Source organism: Nonomuraea sp. NPDC003804 (assembly GCF_040610675.1).
Classification (GTDB): domain Bacteria; phylum Actinomycetota; class Actinomycetes; order Streptosporangiales; family Streptosporangiaceae; genus Nonomuraea.
Genome location: NZ_JBEXMT010000031.1, coordinates 55,390 through 77,230, shown reverse-complemented (window position 1 = coordinate 77,230; position 21,841 = coordinate 55,390). Strand labels below are relative to the sequence as shown.

Sequence of the window (21,841 nt, the reverse complement as noted above, 5' to 3'; positions counted from 1 at the left end):
GGACAGGGCCGTCCGCCGGGAGCGGTCCACCCCCTCGCGCCGCACGTCAGGAGGCCTCCCAGCCGCGCCGTGGCGCGGGCGCCTGCCTGCTGCGGTAGACGATGTAGGGGCGGGTCAGGTACCCGACCGGCGCGGTCAGCATGTGCACCAGCCGGGTGAACGGCCAGATGGCGAACAGCAGCATGGCGCTCAGCGCGTGGAGCTGGAACAGCGGCGGCGCGCCCGCCATCAGTGACGGGTCGGGGCGCAGCACGAAGATGGAGCGGAACCACGGGGAGACGGTGGCGCGGTAGTCGTAGCCGCCGCCCAGGATGTTGGCGGCGACGGTGGCGGCCAGGCCGAGGACGATCGTCACCGCGAGCACGGCGTACATGGCCTTGTCGTTGCGCGTGGTGGCGCTGAAGACGGGGCCGACGGTGCGGCGCCGGTAGATGAGGATGGCCAGCCCGCCCAGGGTGCACACCCCCGCGACCGTGCCCAGGCCGACGGCGGCGACGTGGTAGGCCGCCTCGGTGACGCCGACGGCCTCCGTCCAGCTCTTCGGGATCACCAGGCCCCCGATGTGGCCCAGCAGCACGACGAGGATGCCGAAGTGGAACAGCGGGCTGCCGACGCGCAGCAGCCGCGACTCGTACAGCTGCGAGGAGCGGGTCGTCCAGCCGAACTTGTCATAACGGTAGCGCCACACGTGACCCAGGACGAACACCGTCAAGGCCACGTACGGTGCCACGACCCAGAGCAGGACGCTCATGGGCGTTCTCCGATCGGGTAGGGCTCCAGCCCGACCGCCTCGGCCGGCGGCCCGTCGGCGGCCAGGCCACGGGCGGCGCGCAGGTCGCGCGCGGTCGGCGGCGGCAGCGTGGCGATGACGGCGTCCACGACGCGGGCGTACGGCGAGCCCTCCGCCGCCAGCCCCTGGGCCAGCACCTCCAGCCCGGCGCGATGCTCGCGCAGCAGCCGTACGGCCTGCTCCGTGCCGCCTCGCGCCGACAGCTCGCACACCACGGCCAGGTGGTCGGGCAGCTCGCCGTCGGCCGGCTCGAACCCCGCCTCCCGGAAGGCCTGCTTGAAGCGGAGCAGGGCCATGCCGCGCTTCCGCGTGTCGCCGTAGGCGTAGTACGTCAGGTAGGGGCAGCAGCGGCGCTTGAAGTCGAACACGGCCACGTAGTGCTCGGCCAGCTCCTGGGGGCGCACCCTCGCGAGGTGGTCGAGGAAGCCGGTCAGCGGCGTGGACGGCACGGTCGCGACCGCCTTGCGCAGCAACGGGACGGCCTCGAACAGCCTGGCGTCCGGGTAGCCGAGCAGGACGGAGGCCACCAGGTGGACGGTGCGTACGTGGTTTTCGGTCATGAGTCCTTCTTGGGTGGGAAGAGTCCGTCGGGCAGGCCGGTGCCGTCCCAGTTGAGGAGGTTCACGCGGCCGCGCAGGTCGCTGGTCTGGCGGCTGCGCAGGGCGTGGAAGTTCTCCACCGCGACCGGGTCGGGCTGGCCGGAGGCCTCACCGAAGGGGCCGCTCATGCCGGGGCCGCCCTCGTAGTCGAGGCTGCATCCGGTGGCCGTCTCCTCCAGTTGCCTGCCCTGTTCGGCGTGGGCCGTGGGGATGACGTACCGCTCGCCGTACGGGGCGATGGCCAGCAGCCGGTGCATCCCCTCCACCTGGGCGCCGGTCATGCCGGCCGCCTCGGCGATGGACTCGTCGGGCGGCTGTCCGAGGTTGAGGCGGCGCATGTAGGAGCGCATGGCGGCCAGTCGGCGCAGGGCGGCGCGCACCGGCTCGGGGTCGCCGGCGGTGAACAGCTCGGCCAGGTAGCCGACCGGGATGCGCAGCGCGTCGATGGCGCCGAACAGGTTGCCGGTGTCCTGGCCGTCGTGCCCGGTGTCCCTGAGCACGTCGACCACCGGGGACAGGGGCGGGACGTACCAGACCATCGGCAGCGTGCGGAACTCCGGGTGCAGCGGCAGCGCCACGCCGTACTCGAAGATCAGCTTGTGGACGGGCGAGCGTCCGGCCGCCTCGAGCCAGTCCTCGGGGATGCCGGCGGCCCGCGCCGCGGCCACCACCTCGGGGTCGCGCGGATCCAGCAGCACGCTCTTGTGCGCCTCGAACAGGTCCTTCTCGTCGGGTACGGCCGCCGCCGCGGCCACCCGGTCGACGTCGTAGAGCACCAGGCCGATGTAGCGCAGGCGGCCGACGCAGGTCTCCGAGCACACGGTCGGGATGCCGACCTCGACGCGCGGATAGCAGAAGGTGCACTTCTCGGCCTTGCCGGTCCGGTGGTTGAAGTAGACCTTCTTGTACGGGCAGCCGGTGACGCACATCCGCCAGCCGCGGCAGCGGTCCTGGTCGACGAGCACGATGCCGTCTTCGGAGCGCTTGTAGAGAGCCCCGGACGGGCAGGAGGCCACGCAGGACGGGTTGAGGCAGTGCTCGCAGATGCGCGGCAGGTAGAACATGAACGCCCGCTCGAACTCCAGCTTCACCTGGTCGGACACGCGGCGCAGCACCGGGTCGGCGGGGGCCAGTTCGGGGCCGCCGGCCAGGTTGTCGTCCCAGTTCGCGCTCCAGGTGATCTTCGTGGGCTCGCCGCTGATGAGCGACCTGGGCCGGGCGACGGGCGTGTCCTCGGTGGCGGGGGCCGAGAAGAGCCGGTCGTAGTCGTAGGTCCAGGGCTCGTAGTAGTCCTGGATGGAGGGCATGAGCGGGTTGGCGAAGATGGTCAGCAGTTTCTTCAGCCGGCCGCCGGACTTCGGCCTGAGCCTGCCGCGTTTGGTGAGCTCCCAGCCGCCCTTCCATCGTTCCTGGTCCTCGTAGGTGCGCGGGTAACCCTGTCCGGGCCGGGTCTCGACGTTGTTGAACCACACGTACTCGGTGCCGGCGCGGTTGGTCCAGGCCTGCTTGCAGGTGACCGAGCAGGTGTGACAGCCGATGCACTTGTCCAGGTTCATCACCATGGCCAGCTGTGCCATGACACGCATCTAGTAGTCCACCTCCTGGCCACGGCGGCGGATCACGGTGATCTCGTCGCGCTGGTTGCCGGTCGGTCCCAGGTAGTTGAAGGCGAAGGACAGCTGGGCGTAGCCGCCTATCAGATGGGTCGGTTTGATCAGCAGCCGGGTGAGGGAGTTGTGGATGCCGCCGCGCCGTCCTGAGGTCTCGGCCTTGGGGACGTCCACGACCCGCTCCTGCGCGTGGTACATGTACACGGTCCCTTCGGGCATCCGGTGCGAGACGACGGCCCGGGCGACGACGACGCCGTTGCGGTTGACCGCCTCCACCCAGTCGTTGTCGCCGACGCCCGCCCTGGCGGCGTCGGCCGGGGACATCCAGATGGTCGGCCCGCCCCTGGACAGGGTGAGCATGAGCAGGTTGTCCTGGTACTCCGAGTGGATGGACCACTTGGAGTGCGGGGTGAGGTAACGCACGGCGATGCCGTTCTCGCCGCCCTCCCCCGGCTCCGGCTCGCCGAACAGGGCCGTCATGTCGAGCGGCGGCCGGTAGACAGGCAGCGCCTCCCCTGCTTCGTGGATCCACTCGTGGTCGAGGTAGAAGTGCTGGCGTCCGGTCAGGGTGTGCCAGGGCTTGCGGTGCTCGACGTTGATGGTGAAGGCGGAGTAGCGCCGGCCGCCGCTCTCGCTGCCCGACCACTCGGGCGAGGTGCCGACCGGCACCGGGCGGGCCTGGGTGTCGGGGAAGGTGATCCGCATGTGCTCGTCCGCCAGCCCGTCGAAGGAGGTCCCGGTACGGCGGGCCAGCGTCGCGAACCCCTGGGCGGCCAGGTGCCCGTTGGTGGTGCCCGACAGGGCCAGGACGGCCTCGCACATGTCCACGTCGCGGGCCAGCGAGGGACGGCCCTGGGCCGTGGTGCCGTTGGTGCGGCGCAGCCGCTCGACCTCCTGCGACACCTCGTAGGTCAGGCCCTTGGTGGTGGCGCCCAGCCGGTCCGTCAGCGGGCCCAGCGCGGCCATCCGCTCGGCGGTCGCGGGGTAGTCCCGCTCCACCACGACGATCTTGGGGAAGGTACGGCCGGGCACCGGCCGCTCCCCCGTGACGCGCCAGTCGTCCACCCGGCCGTGCGGGGTGGCCAGTTCGTCGGGCGTGTCGTGCAGCAGCGGCACCGCCACCAGGTCGCGCCGGACGCCCAGGTGGTCACGCGCCAGCTCGCTGAAGGCCGCGGCGATGGCGTGGAAGGCGGCGACGTCGGTGCGCGTCTGCCAGGGCGGGTCGATCGCCGGGGTGAAGGCGTGCACGAACGGGTGCATGTCGGTGGAGGACAGGTCGTGCTTCTCGTACCAGGTGGCCGCCGGGAGCACGATGTCGGAGAACAGCGTGGTGGAGGTCATCCGGAAGTCCAGCGAGACCAGCAGGTCGAGCTTGCCGTGCGGGGCCTCCTCCCGCCAGGTCACGCCGCCCGGCCGCTGCCCTGGCGCGGCCTCCCGCGCGCGAAGCGAGGCGTCGGTGCCCAGCAGATGGCGCAGGAAGTACTCGTTGCCCTTGGCCGAGGAGCCCAGCAGGTTGGCCCGCCACACGGTCAGCACCCGCGGCCAGTTCCGCGGCGCGTCCGGGTCCTCGCAGGCGAAGCCGAGCCGCCCGGCGGTGACCTCCGCCACGACGTGCGCGGCCGGGTCCTCGCCCGCCTCGTCGGCCAGGTCGAGCGGGTTGCGGTCGAAGGTGGGATAGGAGGGCATCCACCCCAGCCGCGCCGAGGTGGCCAGCAGGTCCGCGGTGGCCTTCCCGGCGAAGGCGCCCTCGGCCAGCGGGGAGGCGACGGCGTCGGCGGTGTAGGTGTCGTAACGCCACTGGTCGGTGTGCAGGTACCAGAACGCCGTGCCGATCATCTGCCGGGGCGGGCGCGACCAGTCCAGCCCGAAGGCCAGCTGCGCCCAGCCGGTGATCGGCCGGCACTTCTCCTGGCCCACGTAGTGCGCCCAGCCGCCGCCGTTGCGGCCCTGGCAGCCGGTCAGCGTGGTCAACGCGAGGAAGGAGCGGTAGATGGTGTCGGAGTGGAACCAGTGGTTCGTCCCCGCCCCCATGATGATCATCGATCTGCCGCCCGACTCCTCGGCGTTGCGGGCGAACTCGCGGGCGATGCGGGCCGCCGCCACGGCCGGCACCCCGGTGATCGGCTCCTGCCAGGCCGGCGTGTACGGCTCGGCCGCGTCGTCATAGCCGGACGGCCAGCGGCCCGGCAGCCCGGGCCGGGCCACGCCGTACTGGGCCAGCAGCAGGTCGAGCACGGTGGTCACCAGATGGCCGCCGACCTCCCGCACGGGAACCCCGCGCTCCAGCACGCCCGGCGCGCGGCCGTCGAAGCGCGGCAGCGCGACCGTCACCGCGCGCTCGCCGAGCAGCGTCAGGGCCGGGTCCACCTCTCCCAGGTCGAGGTTCCAGCGTCCGGCTCCCTGGTCGGAGTAGCGGAAGCCGAGCGAGCCGTTGGGCACGACCGGCTCGCCGGTGCGCGCGTCGACGAGGACCGTGGCGAACGCCGCCTCGTCGCCGTCCTGCCCCAGCTCGGCCGCGGTGAGGAAGCTGTCGGGGACGTGGCGGCCGTCGCGCTCGCGCAGCCGTACCAGGAACGGCAGGTCGGTGAACCGCTTGACGTAGTCGGTGAAGGCCGGGGTGGTCCGGTCGGTGAAGAACTCCTTGAGGATCACGTGCCCCATGGCCATGGCCAGCGCGCCGTCGGTGCCCGGACGCGGGGCCAGCCACTCGTCGGCGAACTTCGCGGCGTCGTTGTAGTCGGGCGACAGCACGACCACCTTCTGGCCGCGGTAGCGCGCCTCGGCCATGTAGTGGGCGTCGGGGGTGCGGGTGACCGGGACGTTGGAGCCCCACAGCATCAGGTAGGCGGCGTCCCACCAGTCAGCCGACTCCGGCACGTCGGTCTGGTCGCCGAACACCTGCGGCGAGGCCACGGGCAGGTCGGCGTACCAGTCGTAGAACGACAGCATCGTGCCGCCGATCAGCGAGACGAACCGGGCCCCGGCGGCGTGCGACACCATCGACATCGCGGGAATCGGCGAGAAGCCGGCCACCCGGTCGGGCCCGTAGGTCTTGATGGTGTGGACGTGGGCGGCGGCGATCATCTCGGTCGCCAGCTCCCACGGGATCCTGACCAGGCCGCCCTTTCCCCGCGCTGACTGGTACCGGCGCCGTTTCTCCGGATCCGCGGTGATCTCCGCCCAGGCGGCCACCGGGTCCAGACCCTCGCGCCGGGCCTCGCCGTACATGGCGACCAGGACGCCGCGGGCATACGGGTAGCGGACCCGGGTCGGCGAGTAGGTGTACCAGGAGAAGGCCGCTCCGCGCGGGCAGCCGCGCGGCTCGTACTCCGGCCGGTCGCCGCCCACGCTGGGGTAGTCGGTCTGCTGCGCCTCCCAGGTGATGATGCCGTCCTTGACGTACACCTTCCACGAGCAGGAGCCGGTGCAGTTCACGCCGTGCGTGGAGCGCACCACCTTGTCGTGGCTCCACCGGTCGCGGTAGAACACGTCGCCTTCACGCCCGCCGACCAGGTGCAGGCTCCGGCCGTCGGCCGACACCTTCCCCGGTCGCAGGTGGGTGGCCAGCTTGAGCAGGGCGTCCATCGTCATGCCGCACTCACCCGCCGAACCGGCCCCAGCCGTCCGGGCGGGATCGGCCGCGCCCGCGCCCGGCGGTTCACCGCGAACGCCGGCGTGAGAGCCGTCACCCGCTGGGCCGTGGTCGGCGTCGCCGCAGAGGAATCGGACGTCATGCTCCTGCCCTCGCCTTCAGGTCCCATGGCCAGAATCCAGGGCGCGCACTGCCCCCGGTAAGGGTCTTTAGTCCCTTCTGTGCTCGCGGCCGGGTCCGCGGATCACGCCACCAGGGCCGATGCCAGCAGGATCACGCCCACCGAGCCGATGAGCGAGGCGACGGCCATGACACGGGCGGCGGTGGGTCTGCCGGATCCGGAGGCCCAGCCGTGCAGGCCCGCGGTGGCCAGCACCGCGCAGAAGAGGACCAGCTTGGCGGCGAGTGTCCGGCCGTAGCCGGGCTCGGCCAGTGAGGCCCAGGTGACACCGGAGTGCCAGGCCAGCGCCAGGCCGGTGGCGATCTGGACCGGCAGGAAGCCGGCGAGCGTGATCAGCCCGAAGCGGCGTCCCACGGCGCGCAGCAGGCCGGCCCGCTGCCCCTCGGGCAGTCCGCGGCGGGCCAGCGGGAGCACCACCAGGGAGACGGCGAGCTGCCCGCCGACCCACAGCGCGGCTCCCAGGATGTGCAGGAAACGCACGATCGTCCACCACGTCATCGGCTCGGCCACGTCCAGTCGCGGATCTCCGTCGCGGCGTGCCAGTACGCATCGATCCTGTCCATGGTTGCGAGCCTTCCGTGCGCCCGATCGATCGGATAGAGACCTTGGTCCCTATCCGATGAGGACGACGGACCACCGGGCGATTTCACGACTTTTCCGGCACTGCGCAGCGCGCCGGCCGCGTCGCCGGACAGGCGTCACTCCGCTGCCGGTGCGCCGTGACGCCGGCGGTTGCGCGGATCGTCCGGGGGGTCGAGGGCGACGATCACCTCGAGCCCCCCGTCGCGAAGCGGACGGACCTCCAGCGTGCCGTGGTGTGCCTCGACGATGGCGGCCACGATCGACAGGCCCAGCCCCAGGCCGTCGCCGTCGGCCTTCCTGGCGCTCTCCAGCCGCTGGAAGGGCTGCAGGAGCAGGGGCAGCCGGTCGGCCGGAATCACCGGACCGCTGTTGGAGACCCGGAGAGTGGCGCGTCCGGACCGGACGCTGGTTTCCACCCTGACCCACCCGCCGGGCACATTGTGCCGCAGCGCGTTGTCCAGCAGGTTGGCGACCAGCCGTTCGGCAAGTGCGTGGTCACCGAAGGCGGGTGCCGGCCGCAGAGAGGACTCGACGCGCGGCTCAGCGTCGGCACGGGGGCCGAGCGCCTGCGCGGTGATCGCGGCCAGGTCGAAGGGCCGGCGGTGCCGCAGGCCCTGCTGGCCCCGGGCCAGCGTGAGCAGCGCCTCGACGAGCCGCTCCTGGTGCCTGCCCGCGGCCACCACACGTTCCAGCACCTCCCGCAGGGACGCCGTGTCGGCCGCCGGATCGGCGAGCGCCACCTCGGCCATGGCCCGCTGCAACGTCATCGGGGTCCGCAGTTCGTGGGAGGCGTTGGCGACGAACCGCCGCTGGGCGGTGAACGCGGCCTCCAGCCGGTCCAGCAGCTCGTCGAAGGTGTCGGCCAGCTCTTTGAGCTCGTCGTCCGGCCCGGTGGCGGCCAGCCGCCGGTCGAGCCGGTCGGCCGTGATGCGCCGGACGGTGGCGGTCATCTCGGCCAGCGGCCGCAGCACGCGCCCGGCCATGAGCCGGCCCAGCAGCAGCGCGGCGAACGCCATGGCCGCCAGCGCGATCAACGAGTTGACCAGTAACCGGCGCAGGTGCTCGGTGGAGGCCGCCAGGGGCGCCGGAGCGGGAGGGGCCGATCCGCCCGGCGCCGCGGGAGCGGCCGGTGGCGCGGGGAAGGGCGAGTACTCGACCAGAAGGTAGATGAGGGCGACCAGCAGCACCGCGGCCACCAGGAACAGGCCGCCGTAGAGCAGGGTCAGCCGCGACCGTATGGGCTGTCTCATATCCGGTATCCGGCCTGCGGGACCGTCTCGATGAGCGGCGGGGCGCCGAGCTTCCGCCGTAACCGGCTGATCGTCACCTTCACGGTCTGCGTGAACGGATCGGCGAACTCGTCCCAGCCCCGCTCCAGCAACTGCTCGGCGGAGACCACCGCGCCCTTGGCGGCCATCAGCAGCTCCAGCACGGCGAACTCCTTGGGACTCAGCGGCAGCCGGCGCCCGTCACGGGTGGCGATCCGGGTGGCCGGATCCAGCCGCAGGTCGCCGTGGACGAGCACCGGAGGCAGGGCCCGGCTGGTGCGCCTGGCCAGTGCCCGGATCCGGGCGACCAGCTCGGCGAAGGCGAACGGCTTGGGCAGGTAGTCGTCGGCGCCGATGCCCAGTCCGGTCACCCTGTCATCGATGGTCACGGCGGCGGTGAGCATCAGCACCCGCGCCGGGTGGCCGGCGCCGACCAGCGACCGGCACACCTCGTCACCGTGCAGGCCGGGCAGGTCCCGGTCGAGGACGACCACGTCGTAGTGGTTGACCGAGGCCCGCTCGAGCGCGGCCAGACCGTCCAGCGCCACGTCGACGGCCATGCCCTCGCGGCGCAGCCCCGCGGCCACCGTCACGGCCAGCTCCTCGTGGTCTTCGACGATCAGCACTCTCATGATCTCCAGCATGCCCCGTCTGCCGGTTACAGCGGGGTAACCGCCGCCGTTGCGGCCCGGTAACCGGCCCTCGGCTTGTCTGGGCGCATCGACAGCAACGAAAGGAGCCATCATGGCCGGCTCGACGATCCGAAGAGTGGTCCTCACCGTCGCGATCCTCACCGTCGCCGCCTTCGCCGCGGGCGTGGGCTGGGTGACGACCGCCTCGTCCGCGGCGCCCGCCGACGACGGCAGGGCGTTCACCACCTGCATGCGCGCGCAGGGACTGCCCGGCTTCCCCGAGGTCGCGCTCTCCTCGGACGGGCTGATCAACTTCGACATCAGGGGAGAGCGCGTCGACGTCCTGTCCGAGAAGTACGGGGCGGCGGTGCGGGCCTGCGGGTCGCTGCTCCCCACTGGTTCCCGGCTGCCCGGCGCGCCCGCGGCGCCGTCCGCCCCATCACCGCCCTCCTGAGAACCATGGCCCCGGCGGTCAGCGCGGGCGGGCGTCCTCGACCGGGCTGCCGGGCCGTCCGGGGGCCCGGCCGCCGGGCGCTCAGGCCATGCTCGCCACCGACGCCATGGTGGGGCGGACCACCGCGACGGGACAACGTGACTCGTGCAGGACGCCGCGGCTGACCGAGCCCAGCAGCGCCGAGCCGAACAGGCCGCGTCCCCGCGAGCCCACCACGACCAGGTCGGCCGACGCGGAGGCGCGGCAGATGGCCGCCACGGCTCCGCCCGGCACGATCTCCTCGACCACCCGCACCTGCGGGTGCCGGTCCCGCCACCGCTGCAGCACCAACACCGCGCGGTGCCGCGCGGCCGCGAAGAGCTCCTCGAAGATCGGATCGGCACCGAGCACGAACGGCGAGACCGTCGGCGGCTGCCAGGCGTGGACGGCCCGCAGCCGGGCGCCGCGCCGGGCGGCCTCCTCGAAGGCGAACCGCAGCGCGGCAGCGGAGTGGTCGTCGAATCCGACGACGATCTCGGCGCGCTCCCGGGCGGGCGGGTCGCGCACGATCACCACCGGGCACGGGGACCGTCCGGCCAGCCCGGCGCTGACCGAGCCGAGGCGGGCCGGGGAGAAGCGGCCGTACCCGCGGCTGCCCACGACCAGCGCCGTCGCCTCCGTAGCCGCCTGCCTGAGCACGTCGGCGATGACGCCCTCGCCCAGGACGGCGCCGATCGGCAGATCCGGGTGCCGCCTGCGGGCCAGGGCCTCGGCGTCGTCCAGCACGGTCCGGCTGTAGTCCTCCAGCGTCGCGAAGGCCTGGACGACCTCGCGCAGCGGAATGTCGTAGGCGTAGACGCCGGTGACGTGCACGATCCGCAGCGGGCGGGCCCGCCTCATCGCCTCGTCGGCCGCCCACCGCACCGCGTTCAGCGCCTCGGGCGAGCCGTCCACGCCGACGACGATGTGTCCGTTCATGGCGCGCTCCCTTCCCGTCCAGGAAAGCCCATGACGCGCGGTGGTCGCCGCGGTCGAACGGCCCCGGCGCGTGGGACCAACGGCCCGTCGGCGGGACACCCGCGCGCACCGGGAAGCCTCGGCCGGGGTGAGCGGCTACTGCGCCGAGACCACCGGCGGGCCCTCGCTGGCCTGCACGAGCACGAACCCCTGCCCCTGGAAGGCGAGCTGGACGGCCTCGCCGCTGCCGCGGCCGATCAGCGCGCCCGCCTTCATCGTGCGGTTGACGCCCACGTGCAGGTCGGCGCTCCAGCACACCGCGGACTGGCCGTCGGCGAAGGTCGGCATCCGCGAGGTGTCGAGGAGCACGGGGGTACCGTGGGCGGTGACCGCCACCCAGCCGGTGCCCTTGACCGTCATGTTGAACAGCCCGCCCGCGGCGATGCCCGCGCCCTGCACGCGCCTGATGTCCCAGGTGAGCGCGGAGTCGAAGGCCAGCAGGTTGCGGCCGTTGACGGTGATGGCCTCGTTCTCCAGGTAGAACAGGTGGATGTCGTCGGCGTTGTCGGCGAGGAACAGCAGGCCCTGCCCCCTGACGCGCATGAGCGGCGCGCCCTCGCCGGTGACCATCTTCTTGAACAGCTTGCCGACGCCGCCGGCGCCCTCGTAGTCGAAGTCCATCTGGCCCTGGAAGGCCACCATCGACCCCTGCCTGGCCAGCACCTCGTGCGGGAGTTGGACGCGGAGCATCTTGGCGTTCTGGAGAGCGAAGTTGGCGGGCACCTGTGAGCTGTCCAGGTTCCCGAAGAGCGCGCTGCGCATGATGGCCCTTTCCGCGACGTGATCGACACGATGATGACGAACGAGCCGATGCTACGGGTTCCCAGGTCAGCGGACGGCTTCCGCGTCGGGCGCGGGATCGGCGGCCAGGACGCGCGCGGGCGGATCCCTCTGGCGGGGGAGGCCTCTCCCCCGTGGCTGGGAGTCGCCGCCCGGGGCGCCGTGGCTACGGTCGCGGTCATGACTGGTTCTGTTCGTGTGCGACGCTGGCCGGCGTACGCGCTGGCCGTGCTGTTCCTCGGTTACGCCGTGGGGAAGGCCGGCTACGCCCTCCAGGCCCGGCTCGGGTTTCCGAGCGGCCCGCCCGTGTCGGCCGCCGAGGCCGCGGATTACTTCCTCGACCCGAGCACGGCGCAGTGGCTCGCGACCCTGTCCGGCGTCCTGGGCGCGTGCGTCGCCCTCGCCACCGTCACGCCGCTGGGCCGCAGGGTGCCGCGCAAGGTGATGCTACTCCTGCTGGCCGCGATGCTGCTGGCCGTCGGCGGCGGCGCGGGCATCATGATCGTGGACGGGTTCGTCGGTATCGGCGTGGGCTGGCGCTGGTACCACGGGGTGCTCGGCGTCGTCGTGATCGGGCTGCTCGCGGAGATGATCCGCTCCTACGCCGTGGCGCCGAGACATGCCGCGCGCTGACCGGGCGCGGCTGGGCGCGTACGGCGCGGCGGCCTGCGCGGCCGTCTACGGGTCGATGAAGCTGGCGCAGGCGCTGGGGGCCAACGCGCTGGCCGACAAGGACCCGCTGCCCCCGGCGATGCGCGAGCGGCTGCTCGCCCGTGATCCGCTGTTCGTGGCGAGCCACTGGCTGCTGGCCGGCGCCGCGGTGATCGGTGTCATCGTGGCGCTGGCCACCGTACGGCCGTGGGGTGCGGTGCTGCCGCGCCGGCTGGCGGCCGTCGTCGCCTGGACGCTGGGCATCTTCATGATCGCCCGCGCCGCCGGCGTGCTCGGGTTCGGCTTCGCCGGCGACGCGCTGCTGCTGACCGGGGTCCGCCCGGCCTCCGGCGAGCACGCCGAGCTGGCTGGCACCCTGGCGCGCTGGGACCTGCTGCTGTGGTCGCCGTTCTTCCTGCTCTGGGGGGTGTGCTGGACGGCGGCCGGATGGCGGCTGACCAGCGGCAGGGCCGTACGGGCGCGCGGTGGGTGAGGCGTCAGTCGGTGCCTGACTCCATCGCGGCGTGGTCGAGCAGCTCGTCGTCGCCGGTGACCTCGCCGCGGGAGGCGATCGCCTCGGCCCCGCCCTCCGGCATCGCGCCGATCAGGCCGGTCGGGGTCACCTGCGTGGCGCCGATCAACGTCGGGTGCGGGCTGCCGACCATGCCGAGCCTGGCGTACTGCTCCAGCTTGGCGCGAGAGTCGGCGATGTCGAGGTTGCGCATGGTGAGCTGGCCGATGCGGTCGACCGGCCCGAAGGCGGAGTCCTCGGTCCGCTCCATGGACAGCTTGTCCGGGTGGTAGCTGAACGCCGGCCCGGTGGTGTCCAGGACGGAGTAGTCCTCGCCGCGCCGCAGTCGCAGGGTCACCTCGCCGGTGACCGCCGCGCCGACCCAGCGCTGCAGCGACTCGCGCAGCATCAGCGACTGCGGGTCCAGCCAGCGGCCCTCGTACAGCAGCCTGCCCAGCCGCCGCCCGTCGCTGTGGTAGCTGGCGAGGGTGTCCTCGTTGTGGATGGCGTTGACCAGCCGCTCGTAGGCCGCGTGCAGCAACGCCATTCCCGGCGCCTCGTAGATGCCCCGGCTCTTGGCCTCGATGATCCGGTTCTCGATCTGGTCGGACATGCCCATGCCGTGGCGGCCGCCGATGGCGTTGGCCTCCAGCACCAGGTCGACGGCGGAGGCGAACTCCTTACCGTTGATCGTCACCGGCCGTCCCCGCTCGAAGCCGATCGTGACGTCCTCGGCGGCGATCTCCACGGTGGGGTCCCAGAACCGCACGCCCATGATCGGCTCCACGATCTCGATGCCCGTGTCGAGGTGCTCGAGGGACTTGGCCTCGTGGGTGGCACCCCAGATGTTGGCGTCGGTGGAGTAGGCCTTCTCGGTGCTGTCGCGGTACGGCAGGTCGCGGGCGAGCAGCCACTCGGACATCTCGGTACGGCCGCCGAGCTCGCTCACGAAGTCGGCATCGAGCCACGGCTTGTAGATCCGCAGGGAGGGGTTGGCCAGCAGGCCGTAGCGGTAGAACCGCTCGATGTCGTTGCCCTTGAAGGTGGAGCCGTCACCCCAGATCAGCACGCCGTCCTCGAGCATCGCGCGCACGAGCAGGGTGCCCGTGACGGCCCGCCCGAGCGGGGTGGTGTTGAAGTAGGTACGGCCGCCGGAGCGGATGTGGAAGGCCCCGCACGCCAGCGCCGCGAGCCCCTCTTCGACGAGGGCGGCCCGGCAGTCGACCAGCCGGGCGATCTCAGCGCCGTACGCCGTGGCGCGCCCGGGCACCGAGGCGATGTCGGGCTCGTCGTACTGGCCGACGTCGGCGGTGTAGGTGCACGGCACCGCACCTTTCTCGCGCATCCACGCGACCGCTACCGAGGTGTCGAGGCCGCCAGAGAAAGCGATCCCGACACGTTCGCCGACAGGCAGGGAGGTGAGTACCTTAGACACGAGTAGAAATATATACACACCACCGCATGAACATGCAAGACCATGACGGCGTGGCGCGACACGCCTCTCCGGTCTCCCCGCGCGGCGATCACTCCTCGTAGCCTGTTGACCAGGCACGATGTCGACCTGAGGAGCCCGAGAGATGACCAGCACGCCTTCGCCCGCGCCCGCCGTAGGCGGCCTCCGCTCGGGATTGTGGTTGCCGCTTTTCGACGAGCTCGCCGACCCCCTCGTCGTCACCAGCCTGGCCGCCGAGGCCGAGGAGGCCGGATGGCACGGGGTGTTCGTGTGGGATCACCTGCGCTGGGGCGAGCCGGTCGAGGAGGTGGCGGATCCGTGGATCACGCTGGCGGCGATCGCCATGGCCACCGAACGCGTGCGCATCGGCCCCATGGTGACCGCACTCCCCCGCCGCCGGCCGGTGAAGGTGGTCAAGGAGACCGTGACGCTCGACCAGCTCAGCGGCGGGCGCCTGACCCTCGGCGTCGGCCTCGGCAGCGACCGGTTCGGCAGCGAGCTGTCCACGACCGGCGAGGAGCTGGACGACCGGGTCCGGGCCCGGATGCTCGACGAGTCGCTCGACGTGCTGGCCGCGGCGTGGTCCGGCGAGGCCGTACACCATCGGGGCGAGCACTACACGCTCGACGGGGTGCGGCTGCTGCCCAGGCCTGTGCAGCGGCCAGGGATCCCGGTGTGGGGCGCCGCGTTGCCGGGCAAGCAGGGACCGTTGCGGCGCGCCGCCCGCCTCGACGGCTTCTTCCCGGTGGCGTTCGCCGGTCTCGACGAGTTCGCGGAGCTGGTGGCCGCCGTCATGCGGCTGCGCGCGGCCGAGGGGAAGGATCCGGCGGGCTACGACGTCGCGGTGTCCCTGCCGCCCGGCACCGATCCCGCGCCCTACGCCGGAGTGGGGGCGACGTGGTGGATGGTGGAGTTCCCGTGGGGCGCGGTGTCCGTGGACACGGTGCGCGGCGTCCTGCGCGAGGGCCCGGCGCCGTCCTGACCGGAAGGCGCCACGTCCCCTGCAAGCGGTACGAAAGGGACTGACAACCACGAAAGCCTACAAATGGTCACGAGTCGCCCAAAGGGGGCGCCATCTGGAGTGACCCATAATGATCAATCTCGAGCACGCCACCGAGGGAACGGAATGCCGGGGGCTGTCGCTGGCCCGCCTGGTCACCGACGAGGTCCGGCGAGCGGGAAAGCACTTCCTGCCAGAACGCCTGCTCGTCGAGCTGAGTGACGTCCGCCGCCGGCGCGGCGCGCGGGAACCGCTTCTCGACGCGTTCCTCGACTGCGTCCTGGACAAGCACGAAGGGCGCTTCTGGAACCGCACCTACCTGGCGCTCCCCCTGCTCGAGCTGCTGCTGGACGAACGGCACGCCGGGCCGAACCCGGCCAGGCTGGCCACCCTGCTCGTCTCCGACGTCGTCCGCTTCGAGATCGAAGCGGCGAACGGTTCCCCGCACGCGCCGGGCGTGGACCGTCCTGACCCGATGACGCTGCGCAAGCGGCTGCGGCACGCCATGCGGTTCGTGGCCGACGACCTCGACGGCGGGCCTTCCCTGCCCGCGCGCACGACGGCCGGGTCCAGGCCGGAGGATCTGCTCGACCGCCTGCCGAGGCCGCCGGCGACCGGGGCCGCCCGGTGGTTCGACCTCACCGTCCAGCCGGTCTACGTCCTGCACGACGAGTACTTCTTCATCCGCGTGCTGCAGACCCACGAGATGATCTTCACCACGATCGTGTCGGACCTGCGCGCGGCGATCGCGGCATTGCGCGACGGGCGGATGGAGGCCTGCGTGGCGCGAGTGGATCACGCGGTCGCGGTGTTCGAGCGCGCGGCGTCGCTGTTCCGGATGGTCGCCACCATGCGGCCGGCGCACTTCCACGGGTTCCGCCGGTTCACCCAGGGCGCCAGCGCCATCCAGTCCGAGCAGTACAAGCGGTTCGAGATCCTGTGCGGCCCCCCGCCGGCCGGGCGGCTGGGGTCGGCGGCCTTCACGAGCGTGCCGGTCGTGCGGGCCGAGGCGGAAAGCGGCCAGGACAGCCTCGCCGGAGCGTGCCGCGAGCTGCGCGCCGAGGGGCGGTTCAGCCCGGCGGAGTGGACGGCGCTCGACGCCGCGCTCGGCCGGCTGGAGGCCATCCATCAGCGCTGGAAGTCGACGCACCGCACGCTCGCCGTCCGCATGCTCGGCCAGGCACGGGGCTCGGGCGACACGGCCGGCGTGCCGTACCTCGACCAGTGCGTGGGCAACCGCCTGTTCCGGCAGCTGGGCGCGGCCTCCTGAGCCGTCCGCCGGACCGTCTCGGCGTACGGGCCATCCTCCCGCGGTGAGCCCCTACCGTGGAAGCATGCGCCTGACCGCTTTCACCGACATCTCGCTCCGCATCGTGATGCGGCTGGCCGTGGCGGACGAGGGTGAGCTGCCGACGACCCGCTCGGTCGCGGAGGCGCTCGCGGTGCCGTACACCCACGCCGCGAAGGCGGTCGCGCGTCTGGGCGAGCTGGGCCTCGTGGAGACCAGGAGGGGAAGGGGCGGCGGCCTGCGGCTCACCGAGGCGGGGCATCACGCGTCGGTCGGCCGGATCGTCCGCGAGCTGGAGGCCGCGGGCGACGTGGTGGGCTGCGAGGACGATCCGCCGTGCCCGCTGCGGTCCGCCTGCCGCCTGCGGGGGGTGCTGCGCCAGGCGCAGGAGGCGTTCTTCGCCGCGCTCGACCCCGTGACCGTCGACTCCCTGGTGACCGCCCCCACGGGACCGGTGTTGCTGTCGCTGTCCGTGCGCTGATCCGGGGCCGGGTGCGAGGGCACCCGGCGCGGTCCTTAATATGAATTTGAGATTCCAATTTGTTTCCCCTGGGATCTCGTCCCACCGTCGTTGCCAGGAGGCCCCATGCTGTCCCCGGAATCCGCCGGGATCATCCGCGCCACGCTCCCCGTCGTCGGCGCGTCGCTCGACGCCATCACCACGCGGTTCTACGGCACGATGTTCGCCGAGCGCCCCGAACTGCTCGACGGGATGTTCAACCGCGGCAACCAGGCCAACGGCGAGCAGCGCAAGGCCCTCGCCGGCTCCATCGCCGCGTTCGCCGCCGCGCTGGTCGAGCACCCCGACGAGCGGCCCGACCGGCTGCTGGCGCGCATCGCCCACAAGCACACCGCGGTCGGCGTCGCCTCCGAGCACTACATCATCGTGCACAAGTACCTGTTCGGCGCGATCGCCGAGGTGCTCGGCGAAGCGGTCACCCCCGAGGTCGCCGCGGCATGGGACGAGGTGTACTGGCTGATGGCCGGCGCGCTGATCGCCCTGGAGGCGCAGATCTACGCCGCGGCCGGCGCGCGCGACGCGAGCACCTGGCGCCGGTGGCAGGTCGTCGAGCGCCGCGAGGAGACCCCTGACGTGGCCTCCTTCCTGCTGCGCCCCGTCGGCGACGACCCGGTGCCGCCCGGCCGTCCCGGCCAGTACGTCAGCGTCCGCACGCGCATGCCGGACGGCGTGCACCAGCTGCGCCAGTACTCCCTGTCGGGCGCGGGCCAGGACGGGCTGCGCCGGATCACGGTCAAGCGGGTGAGCGGCGGCGGCGCCCCGGACGGCGAGGTGTCCACCCTGCTGCACGCCACCGTCGGCGCCGGCGACGAGCTCACCCTGTCGGCGCCGTTCGGCGACGTGTGCCTGGAGGAGGGCGACGCCCCGCTCGTCCTGGTCTCGGCCGGCATCGGCTGCACCCCGATGGCCGCGATGCTGGAGCACCTCGCCGCCACCGGCTCCACCCGCCGGGTCCTGCTGCTGCACGCCGACCGGGCCAGGGCGGACCACGCGCTGCGGGAGGACATGGAACGGCTCGCCGACGCGCTGCCCGGCGCCGAGCGGATCTTCTGGTACGAGGAGGCCGACGGCGACGCCCGCACCGGTCTGATGGACCTGACCGGCGTGGCGATCCCCGAGGGGGCCGTCACCTACATGTGCGGGCCGCTGCCGTTCATGCGCGACGTGCGCGCCCAGCTCGTCGCGGCGGGCGTGGCGCCCCGCGACATCCACTACGAGGTCTTCGGCCCCGACCTGTGGCTGGGCGCCGACGACTGACCGGGCGCCGCGGCCGTCCCGCCGCGCCGGCCGTCGTGAGAGGATTGAGGTGCTATGCCGACGAACATCACCGTCGTACTGGATGATCGGCCGGGAGAGCTGGCCCGCCTGGGGGAGGTCACCGGCGAGTCCGGCGTGAACATCTGCGGCCTCGCGGCCTTCACCGGAGACGGCAAGGGCATCGTCCATGTGCTGGTCGACGACGAGGACGCCGACCGGTGCCGGCAGGCGCTCGAAGCGGCGGGGATGGGGATCGCGGACGAGCGGACCGTGCTGGTGGTGGACGTCGCGGACCGGCCGGGGACGCTCGGCGAGCTGACCCGGCAGCTCGCCGAGGCGAACGTCAACATCGACCTGGCCTACACCACCTTCGGCGGCGTGAAGCTCGTCGTCGCCACCGACGACCTCGAGAACGCGCGCGCGGCGCTCGAGTGGTCCGCGGACCGGCCCTGGGCCGCCGGCCGCGCGCCGGAGGTCCCGAGCATCTGGGATCAGCCGGAGTAGGCCGGCGGCCCTCAGCGGACGAAGTCGCGCGCGGGCCGTCCTGACCGTCAGGGTGTCTGCTGGCGGTTCAGCTCGGAGTGGCGGTAGCTGTAGGCGAAGTAGATGATCAGGCCGATCAGGAACCAGACCGCGAAGCGCAGCCAGGTCAGCGGGTCGAGGAACGTGATCAGCCACACCGAGAAGACGATGCCGACGGCCGGGGTCACCGGCATGCCGGGCGTGCGGAAGGTCCGCGGCAGGTCGGGCCGCCGGTACCGCAGGACGATGACGGCGATGCACACCACGACGAAGGCCAGCAGGATGCCGATGTTGGTCAGCTCGGCCGCCTCCCTGATCGGCAGGAATCCGGCGATGAGCGCGGAGACCACCCCGACGATCCAGGTGATGCGGGTCGGCACCCGGCGCACCGGGTGGAGCTTGGCGAACCAGTGCGGCAGCAGCCCGTCACGGCTCATCGAGAACCACACGCGGGTGACGCCGAGCATGAAGGTGAACATCACGGTGAGGATGCCGATGATCGCGCCGACCGCGATGACACCGGCCAGCTTGGTCAGCCCGACGGAGGCGAACGCCGAGGCGAACCCGCTCTCCGGGTCGATCTCCTTGTAGTTCTGCATGCCGGTGAGCACCAGCGTGGCCAGGACGTACAGCACCATCGAGATGGCCAGCGAGTAGATGATCGCCTTGGGCATGTGGCGCGTGGCGTCCCTGGACTCCTCGGCGGCCGTGCTCATCGCGTCGTAGCCGAAGACGGCGAAGAACACCGTGGCCGCGCCGGTGATCGCGCCCGCCACGCCGAACGGGAAGAACGGAGTGTAGTTGGCGGGGTTGATGAAGAAGAAGCCGACCACGATCACCACCAGCACCACCACGACCTTCACGGCGACGACGGTGGTCTCGAACCGCGCGGCGGTCTTGATGCCCAGGTTGAGCAGGAACGCGATGAGCAGGCACAGGATCACCGCGAACAGGTCCACCGCCCGGCCCGGGCCGGTGCCGGGCGCGCCCAGCATCCATGCGGGCAGCTCGATGCCCAGAGCGCCGACGAGGAAGCCGAAGTAGCCCGAGATGCCGATCGCCACGACCGCGACGATGGCGGTGTACTCCAGCAGCAGGTCCCAGCCGATGAACCACCCGGTCAACTCGCCGAGGACGGCGTAGCCGTAGGTGTAGGCGGATCCGGCCTTCGGGATGAGCCCGGCGAACTCCGCGTAGGAGAACGCCGCGGCCGCGCTGGCGACACCGGCGATGAGGAAGGAGACGAGCACGGCGGGCCCGGCCGTCTGGTTGGCGACCGCGCCGGCCAGCGCGAAGATCCCCGCGCCGATGATGCCGCCGATGCCGATCGCGGTGAGCTGCCACAGGCCCAGCTCCCGTTTGAGTTCGCCTTCGTGCTCGCCGGCGATCTGCTCCACCGGCTTGCGCCGGAACACTCCCGAGCCGCCTCCGAACAGATGCTGATGCGACATCGTCTCGCCTCCCTCGTCACGATCGCTGTCATTTGTGAGGGGGAATGGTGCGAAGTATCTGCTGTGGAGGCGATGTGCCTGGGCCGGGGTGTCAGCGCAGCTCGATCGCCATGGGCTGGTGCGGGAGGCCGGCGTAGACCTCCACCTCACCGGCGCGGTGCCAGCCCAGATGCTCGAAGTAGCCGACGTTCCGCAGCTGGATGCGGGCGACCATGAGCACGCCGCCGCGGCGCGCCGCGGCGGCGACGGCGTACCTCACCAGCGGGGCGCCGAGTCCGTGGGCGCGGTACTCGGCGAGGACGGCGAGGCGGTCGCCCTGCCAGAGCTCGCCGGCCCCGTCGAGGGGATAGAGACGGACCGCCCCCGCGACCACCTGATCGGCGTAGGCCACCACGTGGATGGTCAGCGGGTCGTCGTCGCGGGCGTCGCGGTCGGTGCCGGGGAACAGGCGCTGCTCGTCGACGAAGACGCGGTGCCGTACCGCGTGGTGGGCCGCGAGCTCCTCCGGCGTGGCGGCCGGGTGGCAGTCGGTGCCGAGCGTGCGCAGCATGACCGGCTCAGGCGGCGGGACGCGGGCCGATGCGGAGCAGGCGTTCCATCGAGCTCAGCCCTGAGCACGCCTGGCAGCGGGCGCAGCCCGCCCTGGAGGTGGCCGACGTCATGCCGCGCCTGGCCATGTAGGCGAGGACCTTGGCGTAGATCGGCCGCGTGTAGGACCGCGGCGGCGGCTCCCAGCCGGCCATGGGCGTGCCGACGACCGGGCGCAGCGGCACGATGAACGGGTAGACGCCGGCGTCGACGGCCCGCTTGCAGCCGTCGATCGTCAGCTGGGGGCTCTCCCCCATGCCGAGGATGACGTAGGTGGACACCTGTCCGGCGCCGAAGACGGCCACCGCCCGTTCCCACGCCCTGAAGTAGCCCTCGATCCCGGTGCGCGCCTTGGCCGGGGCGACGCGCGCCAGCACGGCGGGGTCGAAGGTCTCGACGTGGATGCCGACGGAGTCGACGCCCATCGCACCCACCTCGTCGATCACGTCCAGGTCCGCCGGCGGCTCGAACTGCGCCTCGACGGGGAGCCCGCTGGCCTGCTTGACCGCCTGGCCGCAGCGCCCCACGTACAGGGCGCCGCGGTCGGGGCCGCGCGTGCTGCCGGTCGTCAGCGTGGCGTCGACGGCGCCGTCGAGGTCACGCGCCGCCACCGCGACCTCGGCGAGCTGCTCGGGGGTCTTGCGCGCGACGGTACGGCCGGACGACAGCGAGAGGCCGATGCCGCAGAACCTGCACTGGTCGTCGTTGCCCCAGTAGGCGCAGTGCTGCACGACGGTGCTCGCCACGGAGTCCAGGTGCAGGAGGGCGATCTGCCAGTACGGCACGCCGTCGGCGGTGCTCAGGTCGTAGAAGCGCGGACGGCGCTGGGCGGAGGCGTCGGCGAGCCGTACGCCGTCGCGGTAGATGCCGTACCCGTCGTCCTCGGCGCGCAGGACGTACGGGGAGTCCTTGGCGATGCCCTCGGTGGGCGCCGTGACGGGAAGCCCGTCCACCCAGAGCATCCCGCAGTCGGTGGGCCCTGCGCCGCCGGTGCGTCGCTCCATCTGCGCCTCGAGCCGCAGACCCCGGGCCTGGAGGTCGAGGATGAGCTCGCTGACATCGGTAGCCGTCACGACAGGCACCTCCCGTGCCGTACGACCGGATGCCCCGATTCTA

General features: G+C 72.2%; 21 protein-coding genes. 8 read left to right on the top strand and 13 right to left on the bottom strand.

Annotated features, from left to right (window positions below):
• Positions 1 to 46: 46 nt before the first annotated feature.
• The 7 genes from narI to ABZX22_RS34665 all read right to left on the bottom strand — a co-directional run bounded on the left by narI (position 47) and on the right by ABZX22_RS34665 (position 9,254).
• The gene (narI, locus tag ABZX22_RS34695) at positions 47 to 751 is read right to left on the bottom strand and encodes a respiratory nitrate reductase subunit gamma (protein ID WP_354917708.1); all 705 of its coding nucleotides are present in this window, start codon (positions 749 to 751) and stop codon (positions 47 to 49) included.
• Positions 748 to 1,350 carry a nitrate reductase molybdenum cofactor assembly chaperone gene (gene narJ, locus ABZX22_RS34690; RefSeq protein WP_354917705.1) on the bottom strand — a complete coding sequence of 201 codons (603 nt, stop codon included), beginning with the start codon at positions 1,348 to 1,350 and terminating at the stop codon, positions 748 to 750. The genes narI and narJ overlap by 4 nt, the downstream gene beginning before the upstream one ends.
• Positions 1,347 to 2,975 carry a nitrate reductase subunit beta gene (narH, locus tag ABZX22_RS34685; RefSeq protein WP_354917702.1) on the bottom strand — a complete coding sequence of 543 codons (1,629 nt, stop codon included), beginning with the start codon at positions 2,973 to 2,975 and terminating at the stop codon, positions 1,347 to 1,349. The genes narJ and narH overlap by 4 nt, the downstream gene beginning before the upstream one ends.
• Entirely contained in the window at positions 2,976 to 6,584 is a 3,609-nt protein-coding gene (locus ABZX22_RS34680; RefSeq protein ID WP_354917845.1) for a nitrate reductase subunit alpha, read from the bottom strand.
• A 251-nt stretch (positions 6,585 to 6,835) separates the two neighbouring features.
• On the bottom strand, positions 6,836 to 7,282 hold the full coding sequence (locus ABZX22_RS34675) for a hypothetical protein (RefSeq protein WP_354917699.1): 447 nt from the start codon (positions 7,280 to 7,282) through the stop codon (positions 6,836 to 6,838).
• Between the two features lie 188 nt (positions 7,283 to 7,470).
• Positions 7,471 to 8,604 (bottom strand): ATP-binding protein, encoded by a 1,134-nt coding sequence (locus tag ABZX22_RS34670; protein ID WP_354917696.1) that lies wholly within the window; start codon positions 8,602 to 8,604, stop codon positions 7,471 to 7,473.
• Entirely contained in the window at positions 8,601 to 9,254 is a 654-nt protein-coding gene (locus tag ABZX22_RS34665) for a response regulator transcription factor (protein WP_354917693.1), read from the bottom strand. The genes ABZX22_RS34670 and ABZX22_RS34665 overlap by 4 nt, the downstream gene beginning before the upstream one ends.
• Positions 9,255 to 9,366: 112 nt before the next feature.
• Between ABZX22_RS34665 and ABZX22_RS34660 the strand changes: the two genes are divergently transcribed.
• On the top strand, positions 9,367 to 9,708 hold the full coding sequence (locus ABZX22_RS34660; RefSeq protein WP_354917690.1) for a hypothetical protein: 342 nt from the start codon (positions 9,367 to 9,369) through the stop codon (positions 9,706 to 9,708).
• 81 nt (positions 9,709 to 9,789) lie between these two features.
• Here the strand turns inward: ABZX22_RS34660 and ABZX22_RS34655 are convergent, their stop codons facing one another.
• Both ABZX22_RS34655 and ABZX22_RS34650 read right to left on the bottom strand, forming a co-directional pair.
• The gene (locus tag ABZX22_RS34655) at positions 9,790 to 10,665 is read right to left on the bottom strand and encodes a universal stress protein (protein WP_354917687.1); all 876 of its coding nucleotides are present in this window, start codon (positions 10,663 to 10,665) and stop codon (positions 9,790 to 9,792) included.
• 135 nt (positions 10,666 to 10,800) lie between these two features.
• The gene (locus ABZX22_RS34650) at positions 10,801 to 11,466 is read right to left on the bottom strand and encodes an AIM24 family protein (protein WP_354917684.1); all 666 of its coding nucleotides are present in this window, start codon (positions 11,464 to 11,466) and stop codon (positions 10,801 to 10,803) included.
• Positions 11,467 to 11,664: 198 nt separating this feature from the next.
• On the opposite strand from ABZX22_RS34650, the gene ABZX22_RS34645 reads away from it, so the two are divergent.
• Positions 11,665 to 12,117 carry a hypothetical protein gene (locus ABZX22_RS34645; protein ID WP_354917681.1) on the top strand — a complete coding sequence of 151 codons (453 nt, stop codon included), beginning with the start codon at positions 11,665 to 11,667 and terminating at the stop codon, positions 12,115 to 12,117.
• Complete coding sequence (locus ABZX22_RS34640) at positions 12,104 to 12,628, top strand: DUF3995 domain-containing protein (RefSeq protein WP_354917678.1); 525 nt, start codon at positions 12,104 to 12,106, stop codon at positions 12,626 to 12,628. The genes ABZX22_RS34645 and ABZX22_RS34640 overlap by 14 nt, the downstream gene beginning before the upstream one ends.
• 4 nt (positions 12,629 to 12,632) lie before the next feature.
• Here the strand turns inward: ABZX22_RS34640 and argG are convergent, their stop codons facing one another.
• The gene (gene argG, locus ABZX22_RS34635) at positions 12,633 to 14,081 is read right to left on the bottom strand and encodes an argininosuccinate synthase (protein WP_354917675.1); all 1,449 of its coding nucleotides are present in this window, start codon (positions 14,079 to 14,081) and stop codon (positions 12,633 to 12,635) included.
• Positions 14,082 to 14,223: 142 nt separating this feature from the next.
• Here argG and ABZX22_RS34630 point away from each other — a divergent pair, with 142 nt between their 5' ends.
• From ABZX22_RS34630 to ABZX22_RS34610, 5 genes are all read left to right on the top strand, one after another.
• On the top strand, positions 14,224 to 15,081 hold the full coding sequence (locus tag ABZX22_RS34630; RefSeq protein WP_354917672.1) for an LLM class flavin-dependent oxidoreductase: 858 nt from the start codon (positions 14,224 to 14,226) through the stop codon (positions 15,079 to 15,081).
• Between the two features lie 109 nt (positions 15,082 to 15,190).
• Positions 15,191 to 16,369: a tryptophan 2,3-dioxygenase family protein gene (locus ABZX22_RS34625; protein WP_354917669.1), complete on the top strand. Its 1,179-nt coding sequence runs from the start codon at positions 15,191 to 15,193 to the stop codon at positions 16,367 to 16,369.
• Positions 16,370 to 16,433: 64 nt separating this feature from the next.
• Positions 16,434 to 16,868 (top strand): Rrf2 family transcriptional regulator, encoded by a 435-nt coding sequence (locus ABZX22_RS34620; protein ID WP_354917666.1) that lies wholly within the window; start codon positions 16,434 to 16,436, stop codon positions 16,866 to 16,868.
• Between the two features lie 105 nt (positions 16,869 to 16,973).
• Positions 16,974 to 18,164: a globin domain-containing protein gene (locus ABZX22_RS34615; RefSeq protein ID WP_354917663.1), complete on the top strand. Its 1,191-nt coding sequence runs from the start codon at positions 16,974 to 16,976 to the stop codon at positions 18,162 to 18,164.
• 54 nt (positions 18,165 to 18,218) lie between these two features.
• Positions 18,219 to 18,668: an ACT domain-containing protein gene (locus tag ABZX22_RS34610; protein ID WP_354917660.1), complete on the top strand. Its 450-nt coding sequence runs from the start codon at positions 18,219 to 18,221 to the stop codon at positions 18,666 to 18,668.
• A 47-nt stretch (positions 18,669 to 18,715) separates the two neighbouring features.
• Here the strand turns inward: ABZX22_RS34610 and ABZX22_RS34605 are convergent, their stop codons facing one another.
• The 3 genes from ABZX22_RS34605 to ABZX22_RS34595 form a co-directional block, all read right to left on the bottom strand.
• Positions 18,716 to 20,137: an amino acid permease gene (locus ABZX22_RS34605; protein ID WP_354917657.1), complete on the bottom strand. Its 1,422-nt coding sequence runs from the start codon at positions 20,135 to 20,137 to the stop codon at positions 18,716 to 18,718.
• 91 nt (positions 20,138 to 20,228) lie between these two features.
• Positions 20,229 to 20,687, bottom strand: coding sequence for an MSMEG_0567/Sll0786 family nitrogen starvation N-acetyltransferase (locus ABZX22_RS34600; RefSeq protein ID WP_354917654.1), 459 nt, complete (start codon positions 20,685 to 20,687; stop codon positions 20,229 to 20,231).
• Between the two features lie 7 nt (positions 20,688 to 20,694).
• Complete coding sequence (locus tag ABZX22_RS34595) at positions 20,695 to 21,798, bottom strand: MSMEG_0568 family radical SAM protein (protein ID WP_354917651.1); 1,104 nt, start codon at positions 21,796 to 21,798, stop codon at positions 20,695 to 20,697.
• Between the last annotated feature and the right edge of the window lie 43 nt (positions 21,799 to 21,841).

Excerpts from the sequence above, each read along its gene's own strand:
- narI (WP_354917708.1), bottom strand. The coding sequence starts at position 751 with ATGAGCGTCCTGCTCTGGGTCGTGGCACCGTACGTGGCCTTGACGGTG.
- narJ (WP_354917705.1), bottom strand. The coding sequence starts at position 1,350 with ATGACCGAAAACCACGTACGCACCGTCCACCTGGTGGCCTCCGTCCTG.
- narH (WP_354917702.1), bottom strand. The coding sequence starts at position 2,975 with ATGCGTGTCATGGCACAGCTGGCCATGGTGATGAACCTGGACAAGTGC.
- ABZX22_RS34680 (WP_354917845.1), bottom strand. The coding sequence starts at position 6,584 with ATGGACGCCCTGCTCAAGCTGGCCACCCACCTGCGACCGGGGAAGGTG.
- ABZX22_RS34670 (WP_354917696.1), bottom strand. The coding sequence starts at position 8,604 with ATGAGACAGCCCATACGGTCGCGGCTGACCCTGCTCTACGGCGGCCTG.
- ABZX22_RS34665 (WP_354917693.1), bottom strand. The coding sequence starts at position 9,254 with ATGAGAGTGCTGATCGTCGAAGACCACGAGGAGCTGGCCGTGACGGTG.
- ABZX22_RS34660 (WP_354917690.1), top strand. The coding sequence starts at position 9,367 with ATGGCCGGCTCGACGATCCGAAGAGTGGTCCTCACCGTCGCGATCCTC.
- ABZX22_RS34655 (WP_354917687.1), bottom strand. The coding sequence starts at position 10,665 with ATGAACGGACACATCGTCGTCGGCGTGGACGGCTCGCCCGAGGCGCTG.
- ABZX22_RS34650 (WP_354917684.1), bottom strand. The coding sequence starts at position 11,466 with ATGCGCAGCGCGCTCTTCGGGAACCTGGACAGCTCACAGGTGCCCGCC.
- ABZX22_RS34645 (WP_354917681.1), top strand. The coding sequence starts at position 11,665 with ATGACTGGTTCTGTTCGTGTGCGACGCTGGCCGGCGTACGCGCTGGCC.
- ABZX22_RS34640 (WP_354917678.1), top strand. The coding sequence starts at position 12,104 with ATGCCGCGCGCTGACCGGGCGCGGCTGGGCGCGTACGGCGCGGCGGCC.
- ABZX22_RS34630 (WP_354917672.1), top strand. The coding sequence starts at position 14,224 with ATGACCAGCACGCCTTCGCCCGCGCCCGCCGTAGGCGGCCTCCGCTCG.
- ABZX22_RS34625 (WP_354917669.1), top strand. The coding sequence starts at position 15,191 with ATGATCAATCTCGAGCACGCCACCGAGGGAACGGAATGCCGGGGGCTG.
- ABZX22_RS34620 (WP_354917666.1), top strand. The coding sequence starts at position 16,434 with ATGCGCCTGACCGCTTTCACCGACATCTCGCTCCGCATCGTGATGCGG.
- ABZX22_RS34615 (WP_354917663.1), top strand. The coding sequence starts at position 16,974 with ATGCTGTCCCCGGAATCCGCCGGGATCATCCGCGCCACGCTCCCCGTC.
- ABZX22_RS34610 (WP_354917660.1), top strand. The coding sequence starts at position 18,219 with ATGCCGACGAACATCACCGTCGTACTGGATGATCGGCCGGGAGAGCTG.
- ABZX22_RS34605 (WP_354917657.1), bottom strand. The coding sequence starts at position 20,137 with ATGTCGCATCAGCATCTGTTCGGAGGCGGCTCGGGAGTGTTCCGGCGC.
- ABZX22_RS34600 (WP_354917654.1), bottom strand. The coding sequence starts at position 20,687 with ATGCTGCGCACGCTCGGCACCGACTGCCACCCGGCCGCCACGCCGGAG.